This is a genomic window from Mesorhizobium liriopis, from assembly GCF_024053505.1.
Classification (GTDB): domain Bacteria; phylum Pseudomonadota; class Alphaproteobacteria; order Rhizobiales; family Rhizobiaceae; genus Mesorhizobium_B; species Mesorhizobium_B liriopis.
In genome coordinates, this window is sequence record NZ_JAMXQS010000007.1 from 349,773 (window position 1) to 370,235 (window position 20,463).

Here is a 20,463-nt window from a genome sequence, read left to right on the forward strand (position 1 = left end):
TCAAGCCCGCAATGCCGACCTGTCTCCCTCACGCGCCAGCCAATCAGCGATCTTGGCGCTGAGGCGGTCGGGCGAGATGGGCTTGGACAGGTAGTCGTCCATGCCGGCTTCGAGGCACTTCTCGCGGTCGCCTTTCAACGCATGTGCCGTGACGCCGATGATGGGTGTGTGGATGTCGAAACCCTCCTCCGCGCGGCGGATCGCGGCCGTGGCTTCCAGCCCGTTCATTTCTGGCATCGACACATCCATCAGGATCAGCCGGGGTTTGAGCATCCGGTGCATCTCCACGGCGGTGCGGCCATTGCCGGCGATGCGATAGCTCAGGTCGAGCCCGCTCAGGATCTGGCCGAAGACGAGCTGGTTCACCTCATTGTCTTCGGCCACAAGCACGTCGAGCCGCTCGCTCTCCGCGTGTTTGACCGGCGTTGCAACCGGCTTGACGATGGCGAGTGTCGGGCGTTCGGTTGGCAGTGGGGCGGTGCGTGTGAAGCTCGCGGAAACGGGTTTCGCGCGTGATTTCTGAATGGCGCTGACGATGGTGCCGAGCAGTTGCACAGAGCGTGCCGGCTTCGTCAGGTGTGCTGCGATATTGGCTTCGAGCGACAGCCGACCGAAATCGACCTGATCGACCGAGGTCAGAAGCACGATCGGGATCGGGCTCTTGCGCGTATCCGCGCTCATCGCACGCGCCACGTCCGCACCGCTCATGCCGGGCATCTGGTAATCGAGCACCACGCAATCGACGCGCAAACCCACTTCCGCGGCACGTTCGAGGAAGGCGAGCCCCACCGCGCCGCTTTCGGCCGCCGCCGATTCGAAGCCCCAGGACCGCAGCTGTTCGGTCAGGATCTCGCGGTTGACGGGGTTGTCGTCGATCACCAGCACGCGCGCGCCGGATACGTCGAACGGCACGGGTCGCACCTCTTCCTGGTCCTCTCGAACGGGGAGCGGCAGCGAAAACCAGAAGGTCGAGCCGCGTCCGACTTCGCTTTTCACGCCGATCTTGCCGCCCATCATGTCGACGAGGCGCGCGGCGATAGCGAGGCCCAGTCCCGTGCCTTCATGGCGCCGGGTGGACGAACCATCGACCTGTGCGAACTTCTCGAAAACATGGGTGAGCTTCTCGGGCGGAATGCCGATGCCCGTATCCTCGACCGCGATCGTCAGATGCGCGAGGCCGTCTTCCACCACGCCCGACACATCGACCAGCACATGGCCGCGCTCGGTGAACTTCACCGCATTGCCGATGAGGTTGGTGACGATCTGGCGCAGGCGGCCTGCGTCGCCTTCGAAGCTCTTGGGCAGGCGCGGGTCGATGCGCAGGACCAGCTCGAGGTTCTTTTCCGCCACGCGTGTTGAAACGAGTGCCGCGACATCCTCAATGCTTTCGGCAAGCGAGAAGGGGGCCGGGTCGAGCATCAGCTGGCCGGCATCGATCTTCGAGAAATCGAGCACGTCGTTGATGATCGTCAGCAGCGCGTTGCCGGATTTGACGATGACGTCGGTGAACGTCTTCTGACGTGGGCTGAGTTCGGTCTTGGCGAGAAGTTCGGCCATTCCCAGCACACCGTTCATCGGCGTGCGGATCTCGTGGCTCATATTGGCGAGGAACTCGGACTTCGCCCGATCAGCACCTTGCGCCCGGGCAAGCGACGCGGCGCTCGCTGCAAAGGCGTGGCGGATGACCCTTTCGACGGGGCGCAGGATCGCAAAGGCGACAAGCACCACCAGCGCGAGAAGCAGACCGCCATTCCACAACAGCGCGCCATTGCTGCGCGATTGTTGCCACTGGCGCTCATCTTCGATCGCAGCGCGAGCGCGACTGAGCATCGGCTGTGCGAAGAGGTCGTTCTGGTTGCGGATCGCGCGGGCATCCCAGTCGCGATAGGCTTTGGCCGTGCGCAACCGGTCGACATTGCGAACGATATCGCGCGCCGACCAGAACAGGTCACCATTGACGGATGCCGAACGGACAGCCTGCTGCGCGGCTTCGCGCAGGAGCGGCCGCACCTCGGAGAGGGCAAGCTGGGCATTGCGGATGGTTACGAGGATCGCCGTCTCGTGAGAGTTGGCTGCTGCCACGAAATCCCCGCGGTTCTCCACCGTCCAGCTTTGATCCGCCTGATCGGCGTAGATCGAGACGTTGCGAAGATGATCGGATAGTGTCGAAAGCTGCAGTCCGACCTCTTCGAGATCGCGCCGTGCCTGATCGATGCTGGCGACGTGCCAAAGCAGTCCACCCGCCGCGAGTGCGATCAGCACCAATCCCGCGAGCACATAGCCCCGGATCGTGCGGATAACAGTCTGCGCCTCCCTAGCCAAACTCCGGTCCCCCAACCAATACGCAACGCGGCTCTTAACCAAGAAGCATTACGCATTGTCAGGCTTAAGATTTGGTGTGACCGCTCAACTCTCGCGCGTGGCGATGAAGCGCGTGGCGGCGCGCAGCGTGGCGGCGCGAATGCCGTGCGGTGCCAGCAGCGCTTCAGCCTGATCGACGAGGCCGATCAACTGCTTTCGCGTCCAGTCGAGGCCGTGCAGCGCGACCAGCGTTCCTTTGCCCGCTTGCGCATCCTTGCCGGCGCGTTTTCCCAGTGCTTCGGTCGAGGCGGTGGCATCAAGGATGTCGTCGGCGAGCTGGAAGGCCAAGCCGATGGCGGCACCGTACTCGCCCATGGCTTCCACCTGTGCGGCACCCGCGCCGCCCGTGATGGCGCCGGCTTCACAGGCGAACTTGATCAGCGCGCCGGTCTTCATCGCCTGCAGCGTGATGATGCCGGCCTCGTCCGGCGCGTCGCGTTCGGCCGCAAGGTCGAGCGCCTGCCCACCTGCCATGCCGCCGATGCCGGCCGCGCGTGCGAGGCCGCTCACCAGCCTTACCTTGGCGAGCGGATCGAGTGCCGTCCTGTCGCTCGTGATCGCGTCGAAGGCGAGCGTCACGAGCGCATCGCCTGCAAGGATCGCGGTCGCCTCGTCATAGGCCTTGTGCACGGTCGGTTGGCCCCGTCGCAGGTCGTCGTCGTCCATGGCGGGCAGGTCGTCGTGGATCAGCGAATAGCAGTGGATGCATTCGAGCGCGGCGCCAACGCGGCGGGCAGCGTCGAGCAAATCCGCCGAGCGCGTGAAGAGAGCCGCCGTCTCGACCACGAGAAAGGGCCGCAGGCGCTTTCCGCCGTTCAGGACACCGTGGCGCATGGCGGCGAGCAGCCGTTCGGGACGCGTGATCTCACCTGTCTCGGCGCGGGCATCAAGGAGGTCGGCCAGCACCGTTTCCACCTCGCGCGCACGGGCGGCGAGGCTTGCCTGAAAATCCATCTGTGGCTGATCACTCATGAGGAGGCGGTACTGAAGCGCCGGTCGTTGCGCAAGCGCCTCCGGCCCATTATGCCAAGTGGAGATGCTTCCCGGAAGGACCCTGCTTGACCGAGCCGACGCTCAACGGCGAACCAGCGGAGCTGCGCGCTGAGCGGCTGGACGGTCGCGCTCCCGTGGTCGAGCCCGTGGACGATCCCAGAACGGTCGGACCCATGGCAGCGGAGCCCATGCGGGCCGAGCCGATCCAGCACCGGGATGATCCGGTGAGCCGCTCGCGGCGCTGGAACACGCGACGCGTGCTGCGGCGAGCCGTTCTCGTCGCGATCGTGCTGGCTGCTATCCCCCTGGTGCTGACGCTTCTGTACTTCCCTTCTTTCGTCCATCCGGTCTCGACGCTCATGGTCAAGGACCTCGCGACCTTTCAGGGCTATGACCGCCGGTGGGTGGGTATCGAGGAGATCGCGCCGGTGCTGGTGCAGTCAGTGATCATGTCCGAAGACGGCCAGTTCTGCCGCCATCACGGCATCGATCTGGGCGAAATGCGCGGGGTTGTCGAGGATGCGCTGAAGGGAGAGTCCACGCGTGGCGCGTCCACGATCCCGATGCAGATGGTGAAGAACCTTTACCTCTGGCAGGGCCGCTCTTTCATCCGCAAGGGCATGGAAGCGCCGCTTGCGGTCTATGCCGATCTGGTGCTGCCCAAGCGCCGGATCATGGAGATTTATCTCAACATCGTGGAGTGGGGGCCGGGCATCTATGGCGCGGAAGCGGCCGCCCAACACCATTTCGGCATTTCGGCATCGCGTCTGACGCGCCGGCAGGCAGCACTTCTCGCGGTCGCCCTGCCCAACCCGATCACCCGCAACCCGTCCAAACCGGGGCCGGGCCTGCGCCGTCTGGCGAGCGTGGTCGAGCGCCGGGCCTCACGCTCGGGTGCCTATGTCGGCTGTGTGCTGAACTGAGGCCTTGTGCGATTATCGCAAAAAAGTTGATGCCGAAGCTGGAAATCGGCGACTTGGGCGTGTATAGGCCCCTCAACTTTCATTCCCATGGCTGCTGGCTGGGGTCTTCCCGTTCGGGAGGCGAACGCTGCGGCCGTTTCGAGTTGGAGCAGATCCATGGCCGTCCCTAAGCGAAAGACCTCCCCTTCCAAGCGTGGCATGCGCCGTGCAGCCGACGCTCTCAAGGCGCCGACCTATATCGAGGACAAGAACTCGGGTGAAATGCGCCGTCCGCACCACATCGATCTCAAGACCGGCATGTATCGCGGCCGTCAGGTGATCGAGCCGCGCGGCTGAACAGCATCCCGACGGGCATGATTCTGCCCGGTTGAGTTGAAAAAGACCGGCCCTCGCGCCGGTCTTTGTGTTTGGGAGAGCCCGTTGCTTGCTTCCGTGCCGCTTCTCGTGATTCCTCTGATCCTGTTCAATCTAGGACTTGGGGCTTTCAGCGATCTCGATCCCTGGCAGCAGCCGCTACTCTCCTTCGTGATGGTGCAAGGCAACCTGTTCACGCTCGATCGCGGCACTGCCCTCGTGGTTCTCGCGCTGGTGCTCTTGTTCTTCGAACTTCTCAAATCGACGCGCACCTCGAATGCCTCGGTGCTCGACCATCTCCTGTCGATCTTCGTTTTCGTGGCATTTCTGCTCGAATTCCTGCTCGTGCCGGCGGCGGGGCAGGGCATGTTCCTGGTGCTGACCGTGATCGCGCTGGTCGATGTGCTGGCAGGCTTCACCGTGTCGCTCAGAGCGGCGGGAAGGGACGTGCATTTCGGGTGATTGTGCCGGGAAAGCCTTCCGGCCTCACATCGAATCGATCTTGCGCTGCATCGCTGCGATCTGCTCCTTGAGTTCCGCCAGCTCGCCGCCCGTCGCTTCCGGCTTCCTGTCCGGCTCCGGTGAGGCAGGGGGCGGGGAGAACGGGGTGAACATGCGCATGGCGTTCTGGAAGAGTTCCATGTTGCGCCGCGTCTGCTCTTCGAGTGCCTTCATGGAGGGCGCCATCTTGGACAGGTCGGGTGCGACCATGCCACCGGCACCCTTGCCCCAGACGCTGGTCATCTGCTCGCGAAAGCGCTCCTGCTCCTTGGCAAAGGCCGCCATGGACTGTTCGAGATAGCTCGGCACCAGCATCTGCATCTGGTCACCGTAAAAGGCGATCAACTGGCGCAGGAACGAGACCGGCAGCATGGTCTGGCCGTTGCTGTTCTCGAGTTCGAAGATGATTTGAGTCAGGACCGGATGGGTGATGTCCTCGCCGGACTTGGCATCCTGCACAGTGAACTCCTCGCCCTTCTTGACCATGGTGGCGAGGTCTTCCAGCGTCACATAGGTGCTGGTTCCGGTGTTGTAGAGCCGCCGGTTGGCGTATTTCTTGATGACGACTGGCTCGTTCTTCGCTGCCATCCCGTCTTTTCTCCCCTGACAGGCCGCCGAGACGACCGCGGCCTGCAATGTTGCGCCTGCGAAAACATGACCGCCTTTTGAGCAGAGGTCCAGCCCGATCAGCCAAGGTTGATCAAGAGAACGGCACGTTCCACACGAATGGCTATTTGACGTGCCGCATTTCGCAGCGCACAACTTGCCGGAAAGATCATTGCTTTACTTTCGAGGAGCGCCCATGCCGCAGTCCCCCTTGCCGCAGTCGATCGTCGTCGCTTCTGCTGCCCGCACGCCGGTCGGTTCGTTCAATGGAGCGTTTGCCAACCTCGCGGCGCATGAATTGGGGGCGGTCGCCATCCGCGAGGCGCTCGCCCGTGCCGGTGTCGAGGGCGGCGAGGTCGATGAAGTGATCCTGGGCCAGATCCTCACTGCCGGCCAGGGCCAGAACCCAGCGCGTCAGGCCGCCATGGCCGCAGGCTGTCCGGCCGAGACGACCGCCTGGGGCCTCAACCAGCTCTGCGGTTCGGGCCTTCGCGCGATCGCCATCGGCCTTCAGCAGATTGCAACGGGCGACGCGAAGATCGTGGTCGCGGGCGGGCAGGAGTCGATGTCCATGGCACCGCACTGCGCGCATCTACGCTCGGGCGTGAAGATGGGCGACTTCAAGATGATCGACACCATGATCAAGGATGGCCTGACCGACGCCTTCTACGGCTATCACATGGGCATCACCGCCGAGAACATCGCGCGCCAGTGGCAGCTGACGCGCGAGACACAGGACACGTTCGCGGTCGCTTCCCAGAACAAGGCGGAAGCCGCGCAGAAGGCGGGCCGTTTCCGCGACGAGATCGTGCCGGTGACCGTGAAGGGTCGCAAGGGCGACACGGTGGTGGAAGACGACGAATATATCCGCCATGGCGCGACGCTCGAGAGCATGCAGAAGCTGCGCCCGGCTTTCGACAAGGAGGGCACGGTGACGGCGGGCAACGCGTCGGGCATCAATGACGGGGCCGCGGCCGTCGTTCTGATGTCGGAAGAGGAAGCCGAGCGCCGGGGCGCGACGCCGCTCGTGCGCATCGCCTCATGGGCGACGGCGGGCGTGGACCCCCAGATCATGGGAACAGGTCCCATCCCCGCCTCGCGCAAGGCGCTCGAAAAGGCGGGCTGGTCGGTGTCGGACCTCGATCTCGTGGAAGCCAACGAGGCGTTTGCCGCGCAGGCCTGCGCAGTCAACAAGGATATGGGCTGGAACCCGGAGATCGTGAACGTCAATGGCGGAGCGATTGCCATCGGCCATCCGGTCGGCGCGTCGGGCGCGCGCGTGTTCAACACGCTGGTCTACGAGATGAAGCGCCGGGGCGCGAAGAAAGGTCTGGCCACGCTCTGCATCGGCGGCGGCATGGGCGTCGCCATGTGCGTGGAATCGATGCAATAGATAACAGGCATTCTTGGCTCGGAGGACAAGCATGGCGCGAACGGCACTCGTTTCAGGCGGCACGCGGGGGATCGGTGCGGCCATCGCGGTGGCGCTGAGGGAGGCCGGCTACACAGTCGGGGCGACTTATGTGGGCAGCGACGATGCGGCAAACGAGTTTCGTAACCGCGTGGGCATTCCCGTCTTCAAATGGTCGGTCACGGATTACGAGGCCTGCGGCGAAGGTGTCGCCCAGGTCGAGGCCGAGCTCGGACCGATCGACGTGCTCGTCAACAATGCCGGCATCACGCGCGATGCGATGTTTCACAAGATGACGCCGGCGCAATGGCGCGAGGTGATCGACACCAACCTCACAGGCGTCTTCAACATGACCCATTGCGTCTGGAACGGCATGCGCGAGCGTCGCTTCGGGCGCGTGATCAACATATCCTCGATCAATGGCCAGAAGGGGCAGGCGGGGCAGGCCAATTATTCGGCGGCCAAAGCCGGCGATCTCGGCCTGACCAAGGCACTTGCGCAGGAGGGCGCGCGGGTGGGCATCACGGTGAACGCCATCTGCCCCGGCTATATCGGCACCGATATGGTGCGCGCGATCGATGAAAAGGTTTTGAACGAGCGCATCCTGCCGCTGATCCCGGTCGGCCGCTTGGGCGAGCCGGAAGAGATCGCGCGCTGCGTGGTATTTCTCGCTTCCGACGATGCGGGTTTCATCACAGGCGCGACGATTTCCGCGAATGGCGGCCAGTATTTCGCCTGAGTGAGCGTGTAAATGGCGGTGCCGTGATGCTCCGCCTTTTCCGCACCATCGTCTCGCTGGTCACCACCTGCGCGCTGCTTTTGAGCGGCGTGGTCTTCGTGCCGCAAGGTGCCGTGGCATTGCGCTTGCTGCGGAGTTGGGAAGCGCCCGACACCACGGCGCTGCTTCATCTCGATCTGCTGCAGCCAGCAGACTATGCGCGCGAAGCGAAAGCCGCGCTTGCGGAGAACGATCCCGAACTCGCGCAGAGTATCCTGCACCTCGCCGCAGAACGCCATGTCGCGATGCCAGCCGATCTCGCGCCGAAGGTCGATGCGGCGTTGGAAGCGAGGGGAGGGACCTTTTCCGAGATCTGGAACGGCGCGGTCTATGGTGAGGCGGATGGCACGGCGGGCTTTGCGGCGGCCCTCGCGACCGATCTCATGGTGATCGGCGACATCCGCGATCTCGCCCGACAAGCCTGGGCCTATCCCGATTACGATCCGGTCGTGGTGGCGCTCGCGGCATTCGGCATCGGGCTGACGGCCGCAAGTGTGGCTTCGGTCGGCGCCGCAACGCCGGTGAAGCTCGGCGCGTCGGCGCTCAAACTCGCGCGGAAGACGGGACGGCTAGGCGCTTCCCTGTCCGCCGATCTCCTGCGGCTTGCGCGCCGTGCCGTGGATGGGGCCGTGGCCGAAGACCTGTTCCGCGCGGCGCGCCGGCTCGATCGCGCCGAGGTCCGCCGCCTGTCCTCGCGCGTGCTGCGGCGCGAGGCGACGGAAGAGCTTGGCGCATCCGCGCGAGCCCTGGGAAGCATTGCCGGCACGCAGGGACCGAAAGGCGCGCTCGATGCGTTGCGCGTATCAGACAGCACGAGCGAGGTGGTGCGCCTGTCCCGCGTCGCCGAGCGCACTGGTCCCGGCTTTCGCGGGGCGCTGCGTCTTGCCCCGAGGCTCGTGAAGATGGTCGCAAAGGCGTCTTGGATCTTCGTGAAATGGGCGCTCTGGTTCGCGGCCGGCGTGCTTTGGCTGCTTTGGCTCGTCTGGATCTCGTGTCGTCTCGCTATCCGTATCACGCGGCTCATGGCGCGCCTCGCCGCTGGTATATTCCGATCCTTCCAGCCATCTCCGCCTGTGACGGCCTGGAAAACGTGAACAATACGGGAACTGGTGCCTGTCCGTGATTCGTCGGCGATTCGTTCCCGGTTCGCCCCGGAGGGCTTAACTTTCTTAAATGTTTATTAGTCTTTGTTTTACCATTTGGTAGAAAATCTTAATGAATTCCGAGGCCTTGGGCGCTCGTCGCTTTGCGGCGGCCGCGAACCGCTCGAGCGTTAACCTTTGCGGCACTTTCGTCTCGGCGTCGCAGGACATCCTCCCTGCATCTCGATGCGTAAAATTCTATCGATCTATATCTAGCGGTGAACGAATCCGGAACTCGGCTGGATCGATGATTCGTCCGTGATTTGTTCGGTGGTCGTTCCAATGGTTAACGCCCGTGCCCGTTGCGCTTTGCTTTTCGCGTTCGCCATGCCTATGTGAAAGCCATCCCGCCGCTTGCGCGCTTGAAAGACCCGACGCCACCTGATGAATATCGAAGGCAAGAGGTTCGAGCCCCTCTCCCAATCCCCTCTCATTCTGTCCGGCCGCGACGTCACCGCCGTGCTCGGGCCCACCAATACCGGCAAGACGCATCTCGCGATCGAGCGCATGGTGGCGCACGAGTCGGGCGTGATCGGCCTGCCGCTGCGCCTGCTCGCGCGCGAGGTCTATGGCCGCGTTTGCGAGAAAGTCGGCGCGCATCAGGTGGCGCTGATCACCGGCGAGGAAAAGATCGTGCCGCCGCAGGCGCGTTTCTCCGTATGCACGGTGGAAGCCATGCCGCGCGAAACGGATGCGGCCTTTGTCGCCATCGACGAGGTGCAGCTCGCGGGCGATCTCGAGCGCGGTCATATCTTCACCGACCGCATCCTGCACTTGCGCGGCCGGCAGGAAACGCTGCTGCTGGGTGCCGCCACCATGCGCGGCATTCTCGAAAAGCTCCTGAAGGGCATTTCGGTCGTCACCCGGCCGCGCCTGTCGCATCTGGCCTATGCCGGCTCCAAGAAGATCACGCGCCTTCCGCGCCGCTCGGCCATCGTCGCCTTTTCGGCCGACGAGGTCTACGCCATCGGCGAGCTGATCCGCCGCCAGCGCGGCGGGGTTGCGGTCGTACTCGGCGCGCTCAGCCCCCGCACGCGCAACGCGCAGGTGGCGCTCTATCAGTCGGGTGACGTGGACTATCTCGTCGCAACCGACGCCATCGGCATGGGCCTCAATCTCGATGTCGATCATGTCGCCTTCGCGCAAAGCCGCAAATTCGACGGCTACCAGTTCCGCGACCTGAACCCGGCCGAGATCGGCCAGATCGCGGGCCGTGCGGGGCGCCACATGCGCGACGGCACCTTCGGCGTGACGGGGCAGGTCGATCCGTTCCCCGACGAGATCGTGGAGCGCGTCGAGGCGCATGACTTCGACCCTGTGAAGGTCTTGCAATGGCGCACTTCGCGCTTCGATTTTTCCAGCATCGACACCCTGCGCCGCTCGATCGACACGCCGGCACCCGTCGAGGGCCTGACGCGCGCACTGCCGGCGGTCGATGCGCAGGCGCTCGACCAGCTTTCCAAGGACGAGCAGGTGCGCAAGCTCGCCACCAGCCGCGAGCGCGTGAAGCTCCTTTGGGAAGCCTGCGCACTGCCCGACTATCGCCGTATCGCGCCCGCGCAGCACGCTGATATCGTGGCGCAGATCTTCTTCGATCTCGCCCGACGCGGCCATGTGGACGAGGATTACATGGCCGAGCAGGTGCGCCGGGCCGACTCGACCGAAGGCGAGATCGACACGCTTTCGCACCGCATCGCGCAGATCCGTACCTGGACCTTCGTGTCCAACCAGCCGAACTGGCTGGCCGATCCGGCACATTGGCGTGAAAAAACACGTGCCATCGAGGACCGATTGTCCGATGCCTTACATGAGCGGTTGACGAAACGCTTCGTAGACCGCAGGACATCCGTCCTTCAAAGGCGTTTGCGGGAAAATACCATGCTCGAAGCCGAGATCAGCCCGGCCGGCACCGTTTCGGTGGAAGGCCACCATGTGGGCGAGCTCCAGGGCTTCCGTTTCACGGCAGACCAGACGGGAAGCGGCGAGGAAGCGCGCGCCGTGCGCGGTGCTGCGCAGAAGGCGCTGGCCACCGAGTTCGAAACGCGCGCCGACCGTTTCGCGATCGCGCCCAATGGCGATATCGCGCTGGGCTCCGACGGCACCCTGCGCTGGATCGGCGCGCCAATCGCGACGTTGGTCGCGGGCGACGATCCATTGCGCCCGCGTCTTGTGCTGTTCGCCGACGAGCAGCTGACCGGCCCCGCACGCGACAAGGTGATGGCGCGTGCCGAGCGTTTCGTGGGCTTCCAGATCGAGACGCTCCTCAAGCCGCTCACCGACCTGCGCGATGCCGCCAATCTGTCGGGCATCGCACGCGGCATCGCGTTCCGTCTGGTCGAGAATTTCGGCCTTCTGCCGCGCCGCGACGTGGCGGAGGAAATCCGCTCGCTCGACGGCGAAAGCCGCGCGAGCCTGCGCCGTTTGGGTGTGCGCTTCGGCGCCTACCACATCTTCGTGCCGACCCTCGTGAAACCGGCGCCCGCCGGTCTCGTGACGCTGCTCTGGGCGCTCAAGAACGATGGCAAGGACCTGTCGGGCTTCGGCGACGTGGTCCATGCGCTGGGCTCCGGCCGGACTTCGCTCGTGGTCGATCCCGCTTATGACCAGTGCTTCTACGCGCTGGCCGGCTTCCGCGTGCTCGGCCGCCGTGCCGTGCGCGTCGATATCCTCGAACGCCTCGCCGACCTGATCCGTCCTGCCCTTGCCTGGAAGCCCGGTGCTGCAGGCGCACGGCCCGATGGTGCGCTGGATGGCGCTGCCTTCATCGTCACCCCGCCCATGATGTCGATCCTTGGGGCGGGCAGCGATGACATGGAAGAGGTCCTGAAAAACCTCGGCTATCGGGCCGAGCCCAAGCCCGCGGCCGAGATCAAGACCAAGCTGGCATCGCTCGACGCGGCAGTGGTCGCAGCCCAGGAAGCCGCTGCTGCTGCCAAGGCTGCGGAGCAGGCTGAGAAGGCTTCTACCGAGAGCCTGACGCTGGCGAGTGACGAAGCGGCGAGCGAGGTTTCGATCGAAGAGACAGCCGACGCCGGTGCAGTGGATGCGTTGGCCGGTGAGCCGGAAGCGGTTGCCGAGGACGCTACGATTGAAGTGGCCAGTGCCGAAGGCGAAACAACTGTTGCCTCTGAAGCAGTAGACTCTGCTGATGCGCCTGCTCTCGACCCTGAAGCCGCGAGCGAGGAGGCCGAGCAGGGCTCCGCTGTTGCGCCGGAAGCCGTGTCCGCCGAAGCAGGCGTGAGCGAGGCAACGGAAACTCCAGCCGATCAAAGCGCTGATGTCGCAGCTGCCGATGCGTCTGCGGAAGCCGTTGAGCCGACACTATCCTCCAGCGACACGACTGAACCGGTCGCCGCGCAAGCTGCGGCCGAGCCCGTCGAGGAAGCCAAGCCGATCCTGGTCTGGCGTCCCGGCCGCGTCGATGGCCGTCGGCCTCAGCATGCACGCGACAATCGCGGCGGACGTCATGGTGGCAATCGCCGCGAGGGCGGGGCCGAGGGTGGTGAGAACAATCGCGGTCGCAACTTCCGCCAGGGTGGCGGTGGCGAGCGCGCAGGTGGTGAGCGCCAGGGTGGCGAACGGCGCGAGCGTGCCGAAGGCGGTGGCGAGAACCGGCGCGACAATGCGTTCCGCGGCAAGAGTGGCGGTAACGATCGCGACCGGCGCGAGGGCCAGGATCGCAAGCCGTGGAACCGCGACAACAAGCGCCCCGATAACAAGCGAGCCGGCGAGCGCGACGAGCGTAAGGGTGGCGAGCGCAATCGGAGCGGACAAGGTGCTCCCCGCGACTTCGGCACGTCCAAGCCGCGCGAGGAACGCGCGCCCGATCCGAACTCGCCCTTTGCCAAGCTCGCGGCTCTGCGCGAGCAGTTGAAGAAGTAGCGCTCGCGCGGATGCCGGGGGAGGGCCGTCAGCGTATCGACAAATGGCTCTTCTTCGCGCGGCTCGTCAAATCGCGGTCGCTCGGTGCCAAGCTCGTGGAACTCGGACGCGTGCGCATCAACCGGCGCAAGGCCGAAAAGCCGTCCGATGCCGTCCATGTCGGCGATGTGCTGACGCTCAATCTTGACCGGCGCATCGCGGTTCTGAGGGTTCTCGATCTCGGAGAAAGGCGTGGGCCCGCGCCCGAGGCGCAGGGACTGTACGAGGATCTGGCGCCAGAGGAAGCGCAGACCGGCGACGGCGAGGGGCGCGTGCATTTTCCCGATGCCGCACCCGCTTTGCGTCGCGCCAAGCGCGGCGATCCGGTTGGCGGCACGCTCGAGGATGAATGAGGCGGCGCGTTTCGTCGCGGGTGTGTTTCGAAGGATGCCCCCGCCCTTGTCAGGTTAAGGCAAAGCCGCTACCTGCACGCCGATCAGGGCTGGTCTTGTTCAAAGGCGCGGCCCAGAGGAGCCGCCTTCAATGACCTATGTCGTCACCGACAACTGCATCCGCTGCAAGTACATGGACTGCGTGGAAGTGTGTCCGGTGGATTGTTTCTATGAAGGCGAGAACATGCTCGTCATTCATCCCGACGAGTGCATCGATTGCGGCGTGTGCGAGCCGGAATGTCCTGCGGATGCGATCAAGCCGGACACCGAGCCGGGGCTCGACAAGTGGCTCCAGCTGAACACCGAATATTCGGCGAAGTGGCCCAATATCAGCCAGAAGAAAGAGCCGCCGGCCGACCACAAGGAATGGGACGGCGTCGAGAACAAGCTCGAGAACCACTTCTCGGCAGAGCCCGGTTCCGGCGACTGAGCCGCCGCTTTGACCGAAGCACAAAATCGTCGATTTCGCGTTAAGCGCATCCTTGACAAAAGGATGTGAGGAAACGGTGCTGGCGCACTAAAATCTTGATTCTCGCGGGTTTTTATGCTAGCCAAACAGTCACTGCCGGTGGCTTAGGCGATCCATGATGGATGCCGGCCTCACTCCATGAAAGGTGGCATTGGCGTTCAAGGCTGGAATCCTTCAAGGAATTCCGGTCCTGAAGAAGCGTTCTGGCGTGAATGAGCTCACGCGAGGACGAAGAACAGGCCTTCGATTTCGAATCGATGCCGGTCCTTTTTCCCGCATCTCGCTCTGTCCCGCAAGCTTCCATTCGCCGATCGCCGTTTTTTATCGAGAGGGCCATCTCCGGCTCGGCATGGCGCGCGAAGGGCATGGGTGCCCGATCCGCCGCGCGCCTTACGAATGATTTCGCGGCCATGATGGCCGCCTCGAACGGCCGGGCCCGTTTTGGGCCTGGCAACTTTAGGAGTGCAGGGCGTAATGGCAACCACCCCCCAGAAGAAGTCGACCGCGCGTCACGGTTTCAAAGCCGGCGAATCCATCGTTTATCCGGCCCATGGCGTGGGCACGATCACGGCCATCGAGGAGCAGATCGTCGCCGGTCACACGCTGGAACTCTTCGTGATCGATTTCCAGAAGGACAAGATGCGCCTCAAGGTGCCGGTGGCGAAGGCAACCTCGATCGGCATGCGTAAGCTGGCCGAAACCGACTATGTCGAGCGTGCCTTGAAGGTCGTGCAGGGTCGTGCCCGCGTGAAGCGCACCATGTGGTCGCGTCGTGCGCAGGAATATGATGCGAAGATCAATTCCGGCGACCTGATCTCGATCTCGGAAGTGGTGCGCGACCTTTATCGCGCCGAGAACCAGCCCGAGCAGTCCTATTCCGAGCGCCAGCTTTATGAGGCCGCGCTCGACCGCATGGCGCGTGAGATCGCAGCCGTGAACCGCATGTCGGAAACCGAAGCGGTCCGCCTGATCGAAACCAACCTCAACAAGGGTCCCAAGCGCGGTGCCAAGGTCGAGGAAGAGGCCGACAACGACAGCGAGCAGGAAGAAGCGGCATAAGCCGTCTCCCTCCCGTCAAGACAAGAACCCGGCCTTCGTGCCGGGTTTTTTGTTGGGCCATGAGAAAATGTTCCGCAAAGTGACGCGGTGAGGAGGAACCAACCTCGCAGGGGCAACGTTTGGTGATGTCGATTGCCGTGCGTTTTCGGCTGAGAGCGCGCGACGGAAGCGGTGCCAGGGACGGTGCCAATTTCAACCAGCGTTCGGAAAAACGCCAAAGCCGGAGGGTGTTCCATGGAAGAAGCCGCCAAGAGGACCCTCATTCAGGCCGCAATGCGCGCGCCCTATCTCGAGCGCGACGAAGAGCAGGAACTGGCGATCCGGTGGAAGGAAAACCGCGACCAGGAAGCCCTGCACAAGATCACCATGGCGCATATGCGCCTCGTCATCTCGATGGCCGCCAAGTTCCGCTATTTCGGTCTTTCCATGGGCGACCTGATTCAGGAAGGCCATGTCGGGCTCCTTGAAGCTGCCGCCCGCTTCGAGCCGGAACGCGACGTGCGTTTCTCGACCTATGCCACGTGGTGGATCCGCGCCTCGATCCAGGATTACATCCTGCGCAACTGGTCGATCGTGCGCGGCGGAACCTCGTCGGCCCAGAAGGCGCTGTTCTTCAACCTGCGCCGCCTGCGTGCCAAGCTTGCGCAGAATTCCGGCACGCTGTCCTCCAGCACGCTCTACAAGGAAATATCCGAGGCGCTGGGCGTATCCGAAGCCGATGTGGCGATGATGGATTCGCGCCTGTCCGCTCCTGATACCTCGCTCAACGCGCCGATCGTCGAGGACGGTTCGGGCTCGGTCGATCGCATGGATTTCCTCGTCAGCGACGATCCGTTGCCCGACGAAGTGGTGGGAGAGCAGATCGATGTGGAGCGCCGCTCGGGCTGGCTCAATACGGCACTCGGCGTGCTCAACGAGCGCGAGCTGCGCATCATCCGTGAACGCCGTCTGCGCGACGAGGGGGCCACGCTGGAATCGCTCGGTGAAACACTGGGTATCTCCAAGGAACGCGTTCGCCAGATCGAAAGCCGCGCGCTTGAGAAGTTGCGGACCGCGCTCACGCGCAACAACACCGCCTTTGGCGAGATCGCCTACGCCTGATCCTTCGGGATCGCGTTCAGATCAGTGAAACGCGGCATGTCCATGCATGCCGCGTTTTCATTTGCGTATGAGCTTACGCCCTGTTGGGGGAAGAAGGCGCGCACCCTCGAAGCCAGTGTCCGCGATGGCGCTGCACAGGTTGTGCCACTCGCATCCCATGCAGGCCTGCCGTGTTTCTCCCGCCGCGAACGCCGCTCGCATGCGCTCGACAAAAGCATGATCGAGTCGGATCAGTGAACCTAATTGGATCGGAAAACCGAGAAGTCTTGCCACGTCACGCGCGCTGATCTTGTCGCGCTCGACAACGCTGTCGCGCCAGCAATGCGGCTCCTTCTCGCTCAGAAGCGGTGTGCAGATGTCATCCGGTCCGTCCACGATCACCATCGTCTCGCCGTCAGACAGGCGGCGGGCGATCCGGTCGTAGTTCGCCGTAAACGGCGGCGTGTAGCCCTTGCCGACATAAGACAGCATGCAGAGCAGGTGATGCGGCCGGATGCGGATCGTCATGGCAAAGCGAGGCTATCGCTCAACGGTCGGTGATGATCTTCACCTTGTCGCCGGGCCTGACCGACTCGCCCGCCGACAGGCCGTTGATGACCTGGAACAGTTCGAGCTTGCGATCGACGCCCGTCATCTGGGCCGCCAGCGTGCCGGCAGTGTCGCCACCGCCCACCGTGACGACCCGCACGCGCAAGGGCTTGAGCGCAGCCTTTTCCGATGCGCTCAGAAAATGGAAGCTGCCGCTGACCGCACGTGCCGCAGGTTCGAGGGCCGCGCTCGTGGCAGGGGCCGCGGTCAGCAGGCGATAGACCTGCCCGCCATCGCGAACCACCGCCACGTCGAACTGCCAGCCATCGGCGCGAGCCTTGGCGAATGCGCCGGGCCGGCCGCCGATGGTGCCGGCCTGGACACTGGCAGGATCGAGACCTGCCACCCAGCCACTGCGCAAATAATCTTCGAGCGCCACGGACTGGTCGATCGCGACACCGTCAAAGCGGATCGCCGTGTCGCCCGGACCCGTCGCGGTGACGGCTGCGGCCGAGTTGTCGATCACGAACCCGTCCGGCACGGAAAAGCCGATGCCGAGCTTGGGATGGAGGAAGGTCGTGCCGCGAATGAAGCCTTCTTCCGGCTTGTCACCGAAAAGCAGGCCGTCGATGCCTTTCAGGAACGCTTCGCGGTCGGTGTCGCCGATGCCGGGCTGGCCGAACTGGCGTGCATGGCGCATGGCGAGGTCGATGCGCTGGGGCGCGTTCGGGTGGCTTGCCAGGAAGTCGAGGCTCGAATCGCTGGCGCCGCTGACGCTGCGCAGGTTGCCATAGGCCGCCATCGCCTGAAGGAAGCGCGCGGCGGCATAGGGGTCGAAGCCCGCACGGCCGATGGTGCGGATGCCGATGGCGTCGGCTTCCAGCTCCTGGTTGCGTGAGAACTGGGCGAGGCGCAGCTTGCCCCGCACGAGCGCCGCATTGGCATCCGTGTTGCCGCCGCCCAGAACGTCGCTGACGACCTGACCGGCCAGTGCTTCCTCGGCTTCCTTGCGCTGGCGCTCGATGCCGTGATTGGCGGTGACGTGGCCCATCTCGTGGGCGAGCACGGCGGCAAGTTCGGCCGAATCGGTGGCGAGCGCGAGCAGGCCGCGCGTCACATAGAGATAGCCCCCAGGCAGCGCGAAGGCGTTGACGTTGGGCGAATCGAGGATCGTGATCCGGTAGGTCTGGTTCGGATTGTCGGGGTCGAAGGTCAGGCGGCCCACGACCTTCGCCACCATGCGCTCAAGCTTGGGGTCGGAATATTCGCCGCCATAGGTCCCAAGAATGCGGGGATGCTGCGAACGCGCAATCTCGGCAAGCTTGTCGTTCTTGGACACGTTGTCGAGCGTGAAAGGCTTGGCTGAAGGCTGGAAGGCCTGCTCGCTGAACTCACCGCCCGTGCCCGGCATCTGGCAGCTCGACAGCAGGGTCGCGAGCGCGAGTGCAGTCGCGCCGAGGCGCGCGCGCTTCAGCGGTCGAGACCATGTCGGCAGAGAGGCAGTCGAAATAGACAGCGCAATTTCCCCCGGGAACTGTTCGGCTTACCAAGCCCAGGCTTCAGCCACGCACCGCTTCTCCAGGCGAATTATGTCGGCTTTGGGGGCGGTGCGGGACGGTTGAGCTTCTGGTGAGCCATTCCGATATAGGCCTTGAAAGCGGGCGGACCAAGCGGCCCGAAGAAATCGCCCGCATTTCCCGACAGGCTGTTGCCTTTCTGTTCCAGAAAAAGGACCGTATCCGCGATTGCTTCGGCATCCTCGGGCTGGTGGGTGACGAAGAGAACGGTGAGGTTCCGCTCCCGGCGCTGCGCGTCGATGATGGTGAGCATATCCTGGCGCAGTGCCGGCCCGAGTGCCGCGAAGGGTTCGTCCAGAAGCAGCACGGGCCGATCGCGCAGGGCGGCGCGGGCGAGCGCCACGCGGCTGCGCTCACCGCCGGACAGCTCGCGAGGAAGACGCTGTTTCTTTCCCGCAAGACCGACGCGGTCGAGTGCGGCGGAAACAGCCGTGCGCTGTTGAGTGGAAAGGCGAAGGCCGGGGTCGAGCCCCAGACCCACATTCTGTGCCACGCTTAGATGCGCGAACAGGTTGTTTTCCTGAAACACCATGGAGACCGGGCGGCGGTCGGGCGGCATGGCGGAAACATCCGTGTCGCCGATCAGGACACGGCCGGATCGGGGGCGCTCGAAACCGGCGATCAAGTGCAGCAACGTGGTCTTGCCCGCCCCACTCGGTCCCATGACCGCGGTCACCTTTCCAGTCGGAAAGCGGTGGTCGAACAGAAAGGACGTGTCGCGATAGGCGAAACCGACTTGGTCGAGCGTGATGCCGGGTGCGTTCATGCGGGCTCCCTGTCGCGGCCGAGCCGATTGGCCGCGAGCATCAGCGCAAGGCAGAGCAGGCCCAGAAGAAGTGCCAGCCCGGCGGCATCCGCCGTGCGATAGCTGCCCATGCGCTCGAAGAGCAGATAGGGCAGGGTCTTCAAGGCATCGCTGCCGAACAGCGCGATCACGCCGAGATCGCCCAGCGACAGCGCCATGCCGAAGGCGAGCGCGGTGAAAAGCGGGCGGCGCAGGTTCGGCCAATCGACCAGCCAGAGGCGGTTCACGCCGCGCAGGCCAAGCGACAGGCAGAGCCGGTCATGGCGCGCGGCCGCAGCATCGAAGGCCGGGCGCACCACGCGAAGCGCGAAGGGCACCGCCATCAGCGCATTGACGGAGGCGACCATGACCGGTGCCACCGTGAAAACCTGCCCCGTTTCGCGCAGCGCCATGAACCAGCCCGCACCGATCAGGATCGGCGGCACGACGAGGCTGAACGACGCGCCGGTGCCGAATAGGGCACGGGAGAAGCGCGAGCGGGATGCATGGCGTGCAGCCGCGAGCGACCATGCGAGCAGGGCGGCGAGCAGCCCCGAAACGGCGGCGAGCGCGAGGCTGACCCCTGTCGCGCGGCGTACGGCATTCTCGCCGACGAGGCGCCAAAGGTCGGCCTGCAACCCGCTCCAAAGCACGGCCACCATCGGCGCGCCGACGAAAATGAGCGCGAGCAGGATCACGAGCGCGTCGAGAGCTGTTTGAACCCTGCCGCCGTTCGCGAACCGGCGGGCGGATATCGACAGGTTCGGCTCGGCATCGGTGTCGGCGCCGAGCAGGCCGAGAAGGGCAACCGCAGCACCGGCGAGAACGAGCTGGACGACGGTGAGAAGAGCTGCCCGCGCAGGGTCGAAATCGAAGCGCAGGGCTTGGTAGATCGCGACTTCCAGCGTCGTCGCCCGCGGCCCACCGCCGAGTGTCAGAACGATCGTGAAGGACGTCACGCAGAGCATGAAGACGAGGCCCGCCACGCCGGGCAGGCTCGTGCGCAGAGGGGGCCATTCGACCAAGCGAAAAGTCTGGCGCGCATTGAAGCCGAGCTGGCGTGCAAGCCGCCACTGATCCGCCGGTACGGTTTCCAGCGCGCCGAGAAAAAGGCGCGCGGCAAGCGGCATGTTGAAGAAGGCATGCGCGATCAGAATGCCGGACAATCCATAGATGCCCGGCCACGGTTCGCCGAGAACCGCATTCAACGGCTTCGCCAACAGCCCTTCGCGCCCGAGCAGCGCCAGAAGCCCGAGTGCCGCCACGATGGCCGGCAGGGCCAGCGGCACGGCGAAAAGCCCGAGCAGCAGCGAGCGGCCCGGAAAGCTCTCTTGCCGATGCAAAGCGCGCGCCACGATCAGTCCGGGCACCACCGACACGAGCGTCGAAAGCACGGCCTGCCAAAGCGTGAAGCCGGTGATACGCGCCAGATAGAAGTCGAATCCACCCGTGCTTCCGCCTGAACGCAGCACTTCGAACAGCATTCCGGCAAAAGCGCCGCCGAGCAGCACGCCCGCGAAAAGCAGCGCCGTCCACCCGGCCCAAATGCGACGGTCGGTCAAG

General features: G+C 64.5%; 18 protein-coding genes. 11 read left to right on the forward strand and 7 right to left on the reverse strand.

The features are described 5' to 3' along the window. Positions 1-2,322: a response regulator gene (locus NGM99_RS15985; RefSeq protein WP_252820668.1), complete on the reverse strand. Its 2,322-nt coding sequence runs from the start codon at positions 2,320-2,322 to the stop codon at positions 1-3. Positions 2,323-2,406: 84 nt separating this feature from the next. Continuing rightward, positions 2,407-3,333 (reverse strand): polyprenyl synthetase family protein, encoded by a 927-nt coding sequence (locus NGM99_RS15990; protein WP_252820670.1) that lies wholly within the window; start codon positions 3,331-3,333, stop codon positions 2,407-2,409. Between the two features lie 194 nt (positions 3,334-3,527). Here NGM99_RS15990 and mtgA point away from each other — a divergent pair, with 194 nt between their 5' ends. The 3 genes from mtgA to NGM99_RS16005 all read left to right on the forward strand — a co-directional run bounded on the left by mtgA (position 3,528) and on the right by NGM99_RS16005 (position 5,093). Further along, on the forward strand, positions 3,528-4,277 hold the full coding sequence (gene mtgA, locus NGM99_RS15995) for a monofunctional biosynthetic peptidoglycan transglycosylase (protein WP_252820834.1): 750 nt from the start codon (positions 3,528-3,530) through the stop codon (positions 4,275-4,277). 156 nt (positions 4,278-4,433) lie between these two features. Continuing rightward, the gene (gene rpmF, locus NGM99_RS16000; protein WP_252820672.1) at positions 4,434-4,613 is read left to right on the forward strand and encodes a 50S ribosomal protein L32; all 180 of its coding nucleotides are present in this window, start codon (positions 4,434-4,436) and stop codon (positions 4,611-4,613) included. An 84-nt stretch (positions 4,614-4,697) separates the two neighbouring features. After that, a complete protein-coding gene (locus tag NGM99_RS16005; RefSeq protein WP_252820674.1) occupies positions 4,698-5,093 on the forward strand; it encodes a hypothetical protein in 396 nt (131 codons plus the stop codon). A 24-nt stretch (positions 5,094-5,117) separates the two neighbouring features. On the opposite strand, the gene phaR is transcribed toward NGM99_RS16005, so the two are convergent. Then, the gene (gene phaR / locus NGM99_RS16010) at positions 5,118-5,720 is read right to left on the reverse strand and encodes a polyhydroxyalkanoate synthesis repressor PhaR (protein ID WP_252820676.1); all 603 of its coding nucleotides are present in this window, start codon (positions 5,718-5,720) and stop codon (positions 5,118-5,120) included. Positions 5,721-5,934: 214 nt separating this feature from the next. On the opposite strand from phaR, the gene NGM99_RS16015 reads away from it, so the two are divergent. From NGM99_RS16015 to NGM99_RS16050, 8 genes are all read left to right on the forward strand, one after another. Further along, positions 5,935-7,131, forward strand: coding sequence for an acetyl-CoA C-acetyltransferase (locus NGM99_RS16015; protein WP_252820677.1), 1,197 nt, complete (start codon positions 5,935-5,937; stop codon positions 7,129-7,131). A 31-nt stretch (positions 7,132-7,162) separates the two neighbouring features. Continuing rightward, positions 7,163-7,888, forward strand: coding sequence for an acetoacetyl-CoA reductase (phbB, locus tag NGM99_RS16020; RefSeq protein WP_252820679.1), 726 nt, complete (start codon positions 7,163-7,165; stop codon positions 7,886-7,888). Positions 7,889-7,914: 26 nt separating this feature from the next. Then, on the forward strand, positions 7,915-9,021 hold the full coding sequence (locus tag NGM99_RS16025; protein ID WP_252820681.1) for a hypothetical protein: 1,107 nt from the start codon (positions 7,915-7,917) through the stop codon (positions 9,019-9,021). Between the two features lie 432 nt (positions 9,022-9,453). Beyond that, positions 9,454-12,951, forward strand: coding sequence for a helicase-related protein (locus tag NGM99_RS16030; protein WP_252820683.1), 3,498 nt, complete (start codon positions 9,454-9,456; stop codon positions 12,949-12,951). Between the two features lie 11 nt (positions 12,952-12,962). Beyond that, the gene (locus NGM99_RS16035; RefSeq protein ID WP_353937428.1) at positions 12,963-13,343 is read left to right on the forward strand and encodes an RNA-binding S4 domain-containing protein; all 381 of its coding nucleotides are present in this window, start codon (positions 12,963-12,965) and stop codon (positions 13,341-13,343) included. Between the two features lie 130 nt (positions 13,344-13,473). Beyond that, on the forward strand, positions 13,474-13,812 hold the full coding sequence (gene fdxA, locus NGM99_RS16040; protein WP_252820685.1) for a ferredoxin FdxA: 339 nt from the start codon (positions 13,474-13,476) through the stop codon (positions 13,810-13,812). Between the two features lie 513 nt (positions 13,813-14,325). Next, entirely contained in the window at positions 14,326-14,910 is a 585-nt protein-coding gene (locus tag NGM99_RS16045; RefSeq protein ID WP_252820686.1) for a CarD family transcriptional regulator, read from the forward strand. Positions 14,911-15,144: 234 nt separating this feature from the next. After that, complete coding sequence (locus tag NGM99_RS16050) at positions 15,145-16,011, forward strand: RNA polymerase factor sigma-32 (protein WP_252820688.1); 867 nt, start codon at positions 15,145-15,147, stop codon at positions 16,009-16,011. A gap of 57 nt (positions 16,012-16,068) precedes the next feature. On the opposite strand, the gene NGM99_RS16055 is transcribed toward NGM99_RS16050, so the two are convergent. The 4 genes from NGM99_RS16055 to thiP all read right to left on the reverse strand — a co-directional run bounded on the left by NGM99_RS16055 (position 16,069) and on the right by thiP (position 20,462). After that, positions 16,069-16,518, reverse strand: a complete 450-nt coding sequence (locus NGM99_RS16055; protein WP_252820690.1) for a DUF1284 domain-containing protein — start codon at positions 16,516-16,518, stop codon at positions 16,069-16,071. Positions 16,519-16,537: 19 nt separating this feature from the next. Beyond that, positions 16,538-18,034, reverse strand: a complete 1,497-nt coding sequence (locus tag NGM99_RS16060; protein WP_435371445.1) for a M48 family metalloprotease — start codon at positions 18,032-18,034, stop codon at positions 16,538-16,540. Between the two features lie 92 nt (positions 18,035-18,126). Next, positions 18,127-18,882, reverse strand: coding sequence for a thiamine ABC transporter ATP-binding protein (gene thiQ, locus NGM99_RS16065; protein ID WP_252820693.1), 756 nt, complete (start codon positions 18,880-18,882; stop codon positions 18,127-18,129). After that, positions 18,879-20,462, reverse strand: coding sequence for a thiamine/thiamine pyrophosphate ABC transporter permease (gene thiP, locus NGM99_RS16070; protein WP_252820694.1), 1,584 nt, complete (start codon positions 20,460-20,462; stop codon positions 18,879-18,881). Before thiP ends, thiQ begins: the two co-directional genes overlap by 4 nt. Position 20,463 lies beyond the last annotated feature (1 nt).

Excerpts from the sequence above, each read along its gene's own strand:
- NGM99_RS15990 (WP_252820670.1), bottom strand. The coding sequence starts at position 3,333 with ATGAGTGATCAGCCACAGATGGATTTTCAGGCAAGCCTCGCCGCCCGT.
- mtgA (WP_252820834.1), top strand. The coding sequence starts at position 3,528 with ATGGCAGCGGAGCCCATGCGGGCCGAGCCGATCCAGCACCGGGATGAT.
- rpmF (WP_252820672.1), top strand. The coding sequence starts at position 4,434 with ATGGCCGTCCCTAAGCGAAAGACCTCCCCTTCCAAGCGTGGCATGCGC.
- phaR (WP_252820676.1), bottom strand. The coding sequence starts at position 5,720 with ATGGCAGCGAAGAACGAGCCAGTCGTCATCAAGAAATACGCCAACCGG.
- NGM99_RS16015 (WP_252820677.1), top strand. The coding sequence starts at position 5,935 with ATGCCGCAGTCCCCCTTGCCGCAGTCGATCGTCGTCGCTTCTGCTGCC.
- phbB (WP_252820679.1), top strand. The coding sequence starts at position 7,163 with ATGGCGCGAACGGCACTCGTTTCAGGCGGCACGCGGGGGATCGGTGCG.
- NGM99_RS16025 (WP_252820681.1), top strand. The coding sequence starts at position 7,915 with ATGCTCCGCCTTTTCCGCACCATCGTCTCGCTGGTCACCACCTGCGCG.
- NGM99_RS16030 (WP_252820683.1), top strand. The coding sequence starts at position 9,454 with ATGAATATCGAAGGCAAGAGGTTCGAGCCCCTCTCCCAATCCCCTCTC.
- NGM99_RS16035 (WP_353937428.1), top strand. The coding sequence starts at position 12,963 with ATGCCGGGGGAGGGCCGTCAGCGTATCGACAAATGGCTCTTCTTCGCG.
- fdxA (WP_252820685.1), top strand. The coding sequence starts at position 13,474 with ATGACCTATGTCGTCACCGACAACTGCATCCGCTGCAAGTACATGGAC.
- NGM99_RS16045 (WP_252820686.1), top strand. The coding sequence starts at position 14,326 with ATGGCAACCACCCCCCAGAAGAAGTCGACCGCGCGTCACGGTTTCAAA.
- NGM99_RS16050 (WP_252820688.1), top strand. The coding sequence starts at position 15,145 with ATGGAAGAAGCCGCCAAGAGGACCCTCATTCAGGCCGCAATGCGCGCG.
- NGM99_RS16055 (WP_252820690.1), bottom strand. The coding sequence starts at position 16,518 with ATGACGATCCGCATCCGGCCGCATCACCTGCTCTGCATGCTGTCTTAT.
- thiQ (WP_252820693.1), bottom strand. The coding sequence starts at position 18,882 with ATGAACGCACCCGGCATCACGCTCGACCAAGTCGGTTTCGCCTATCGC.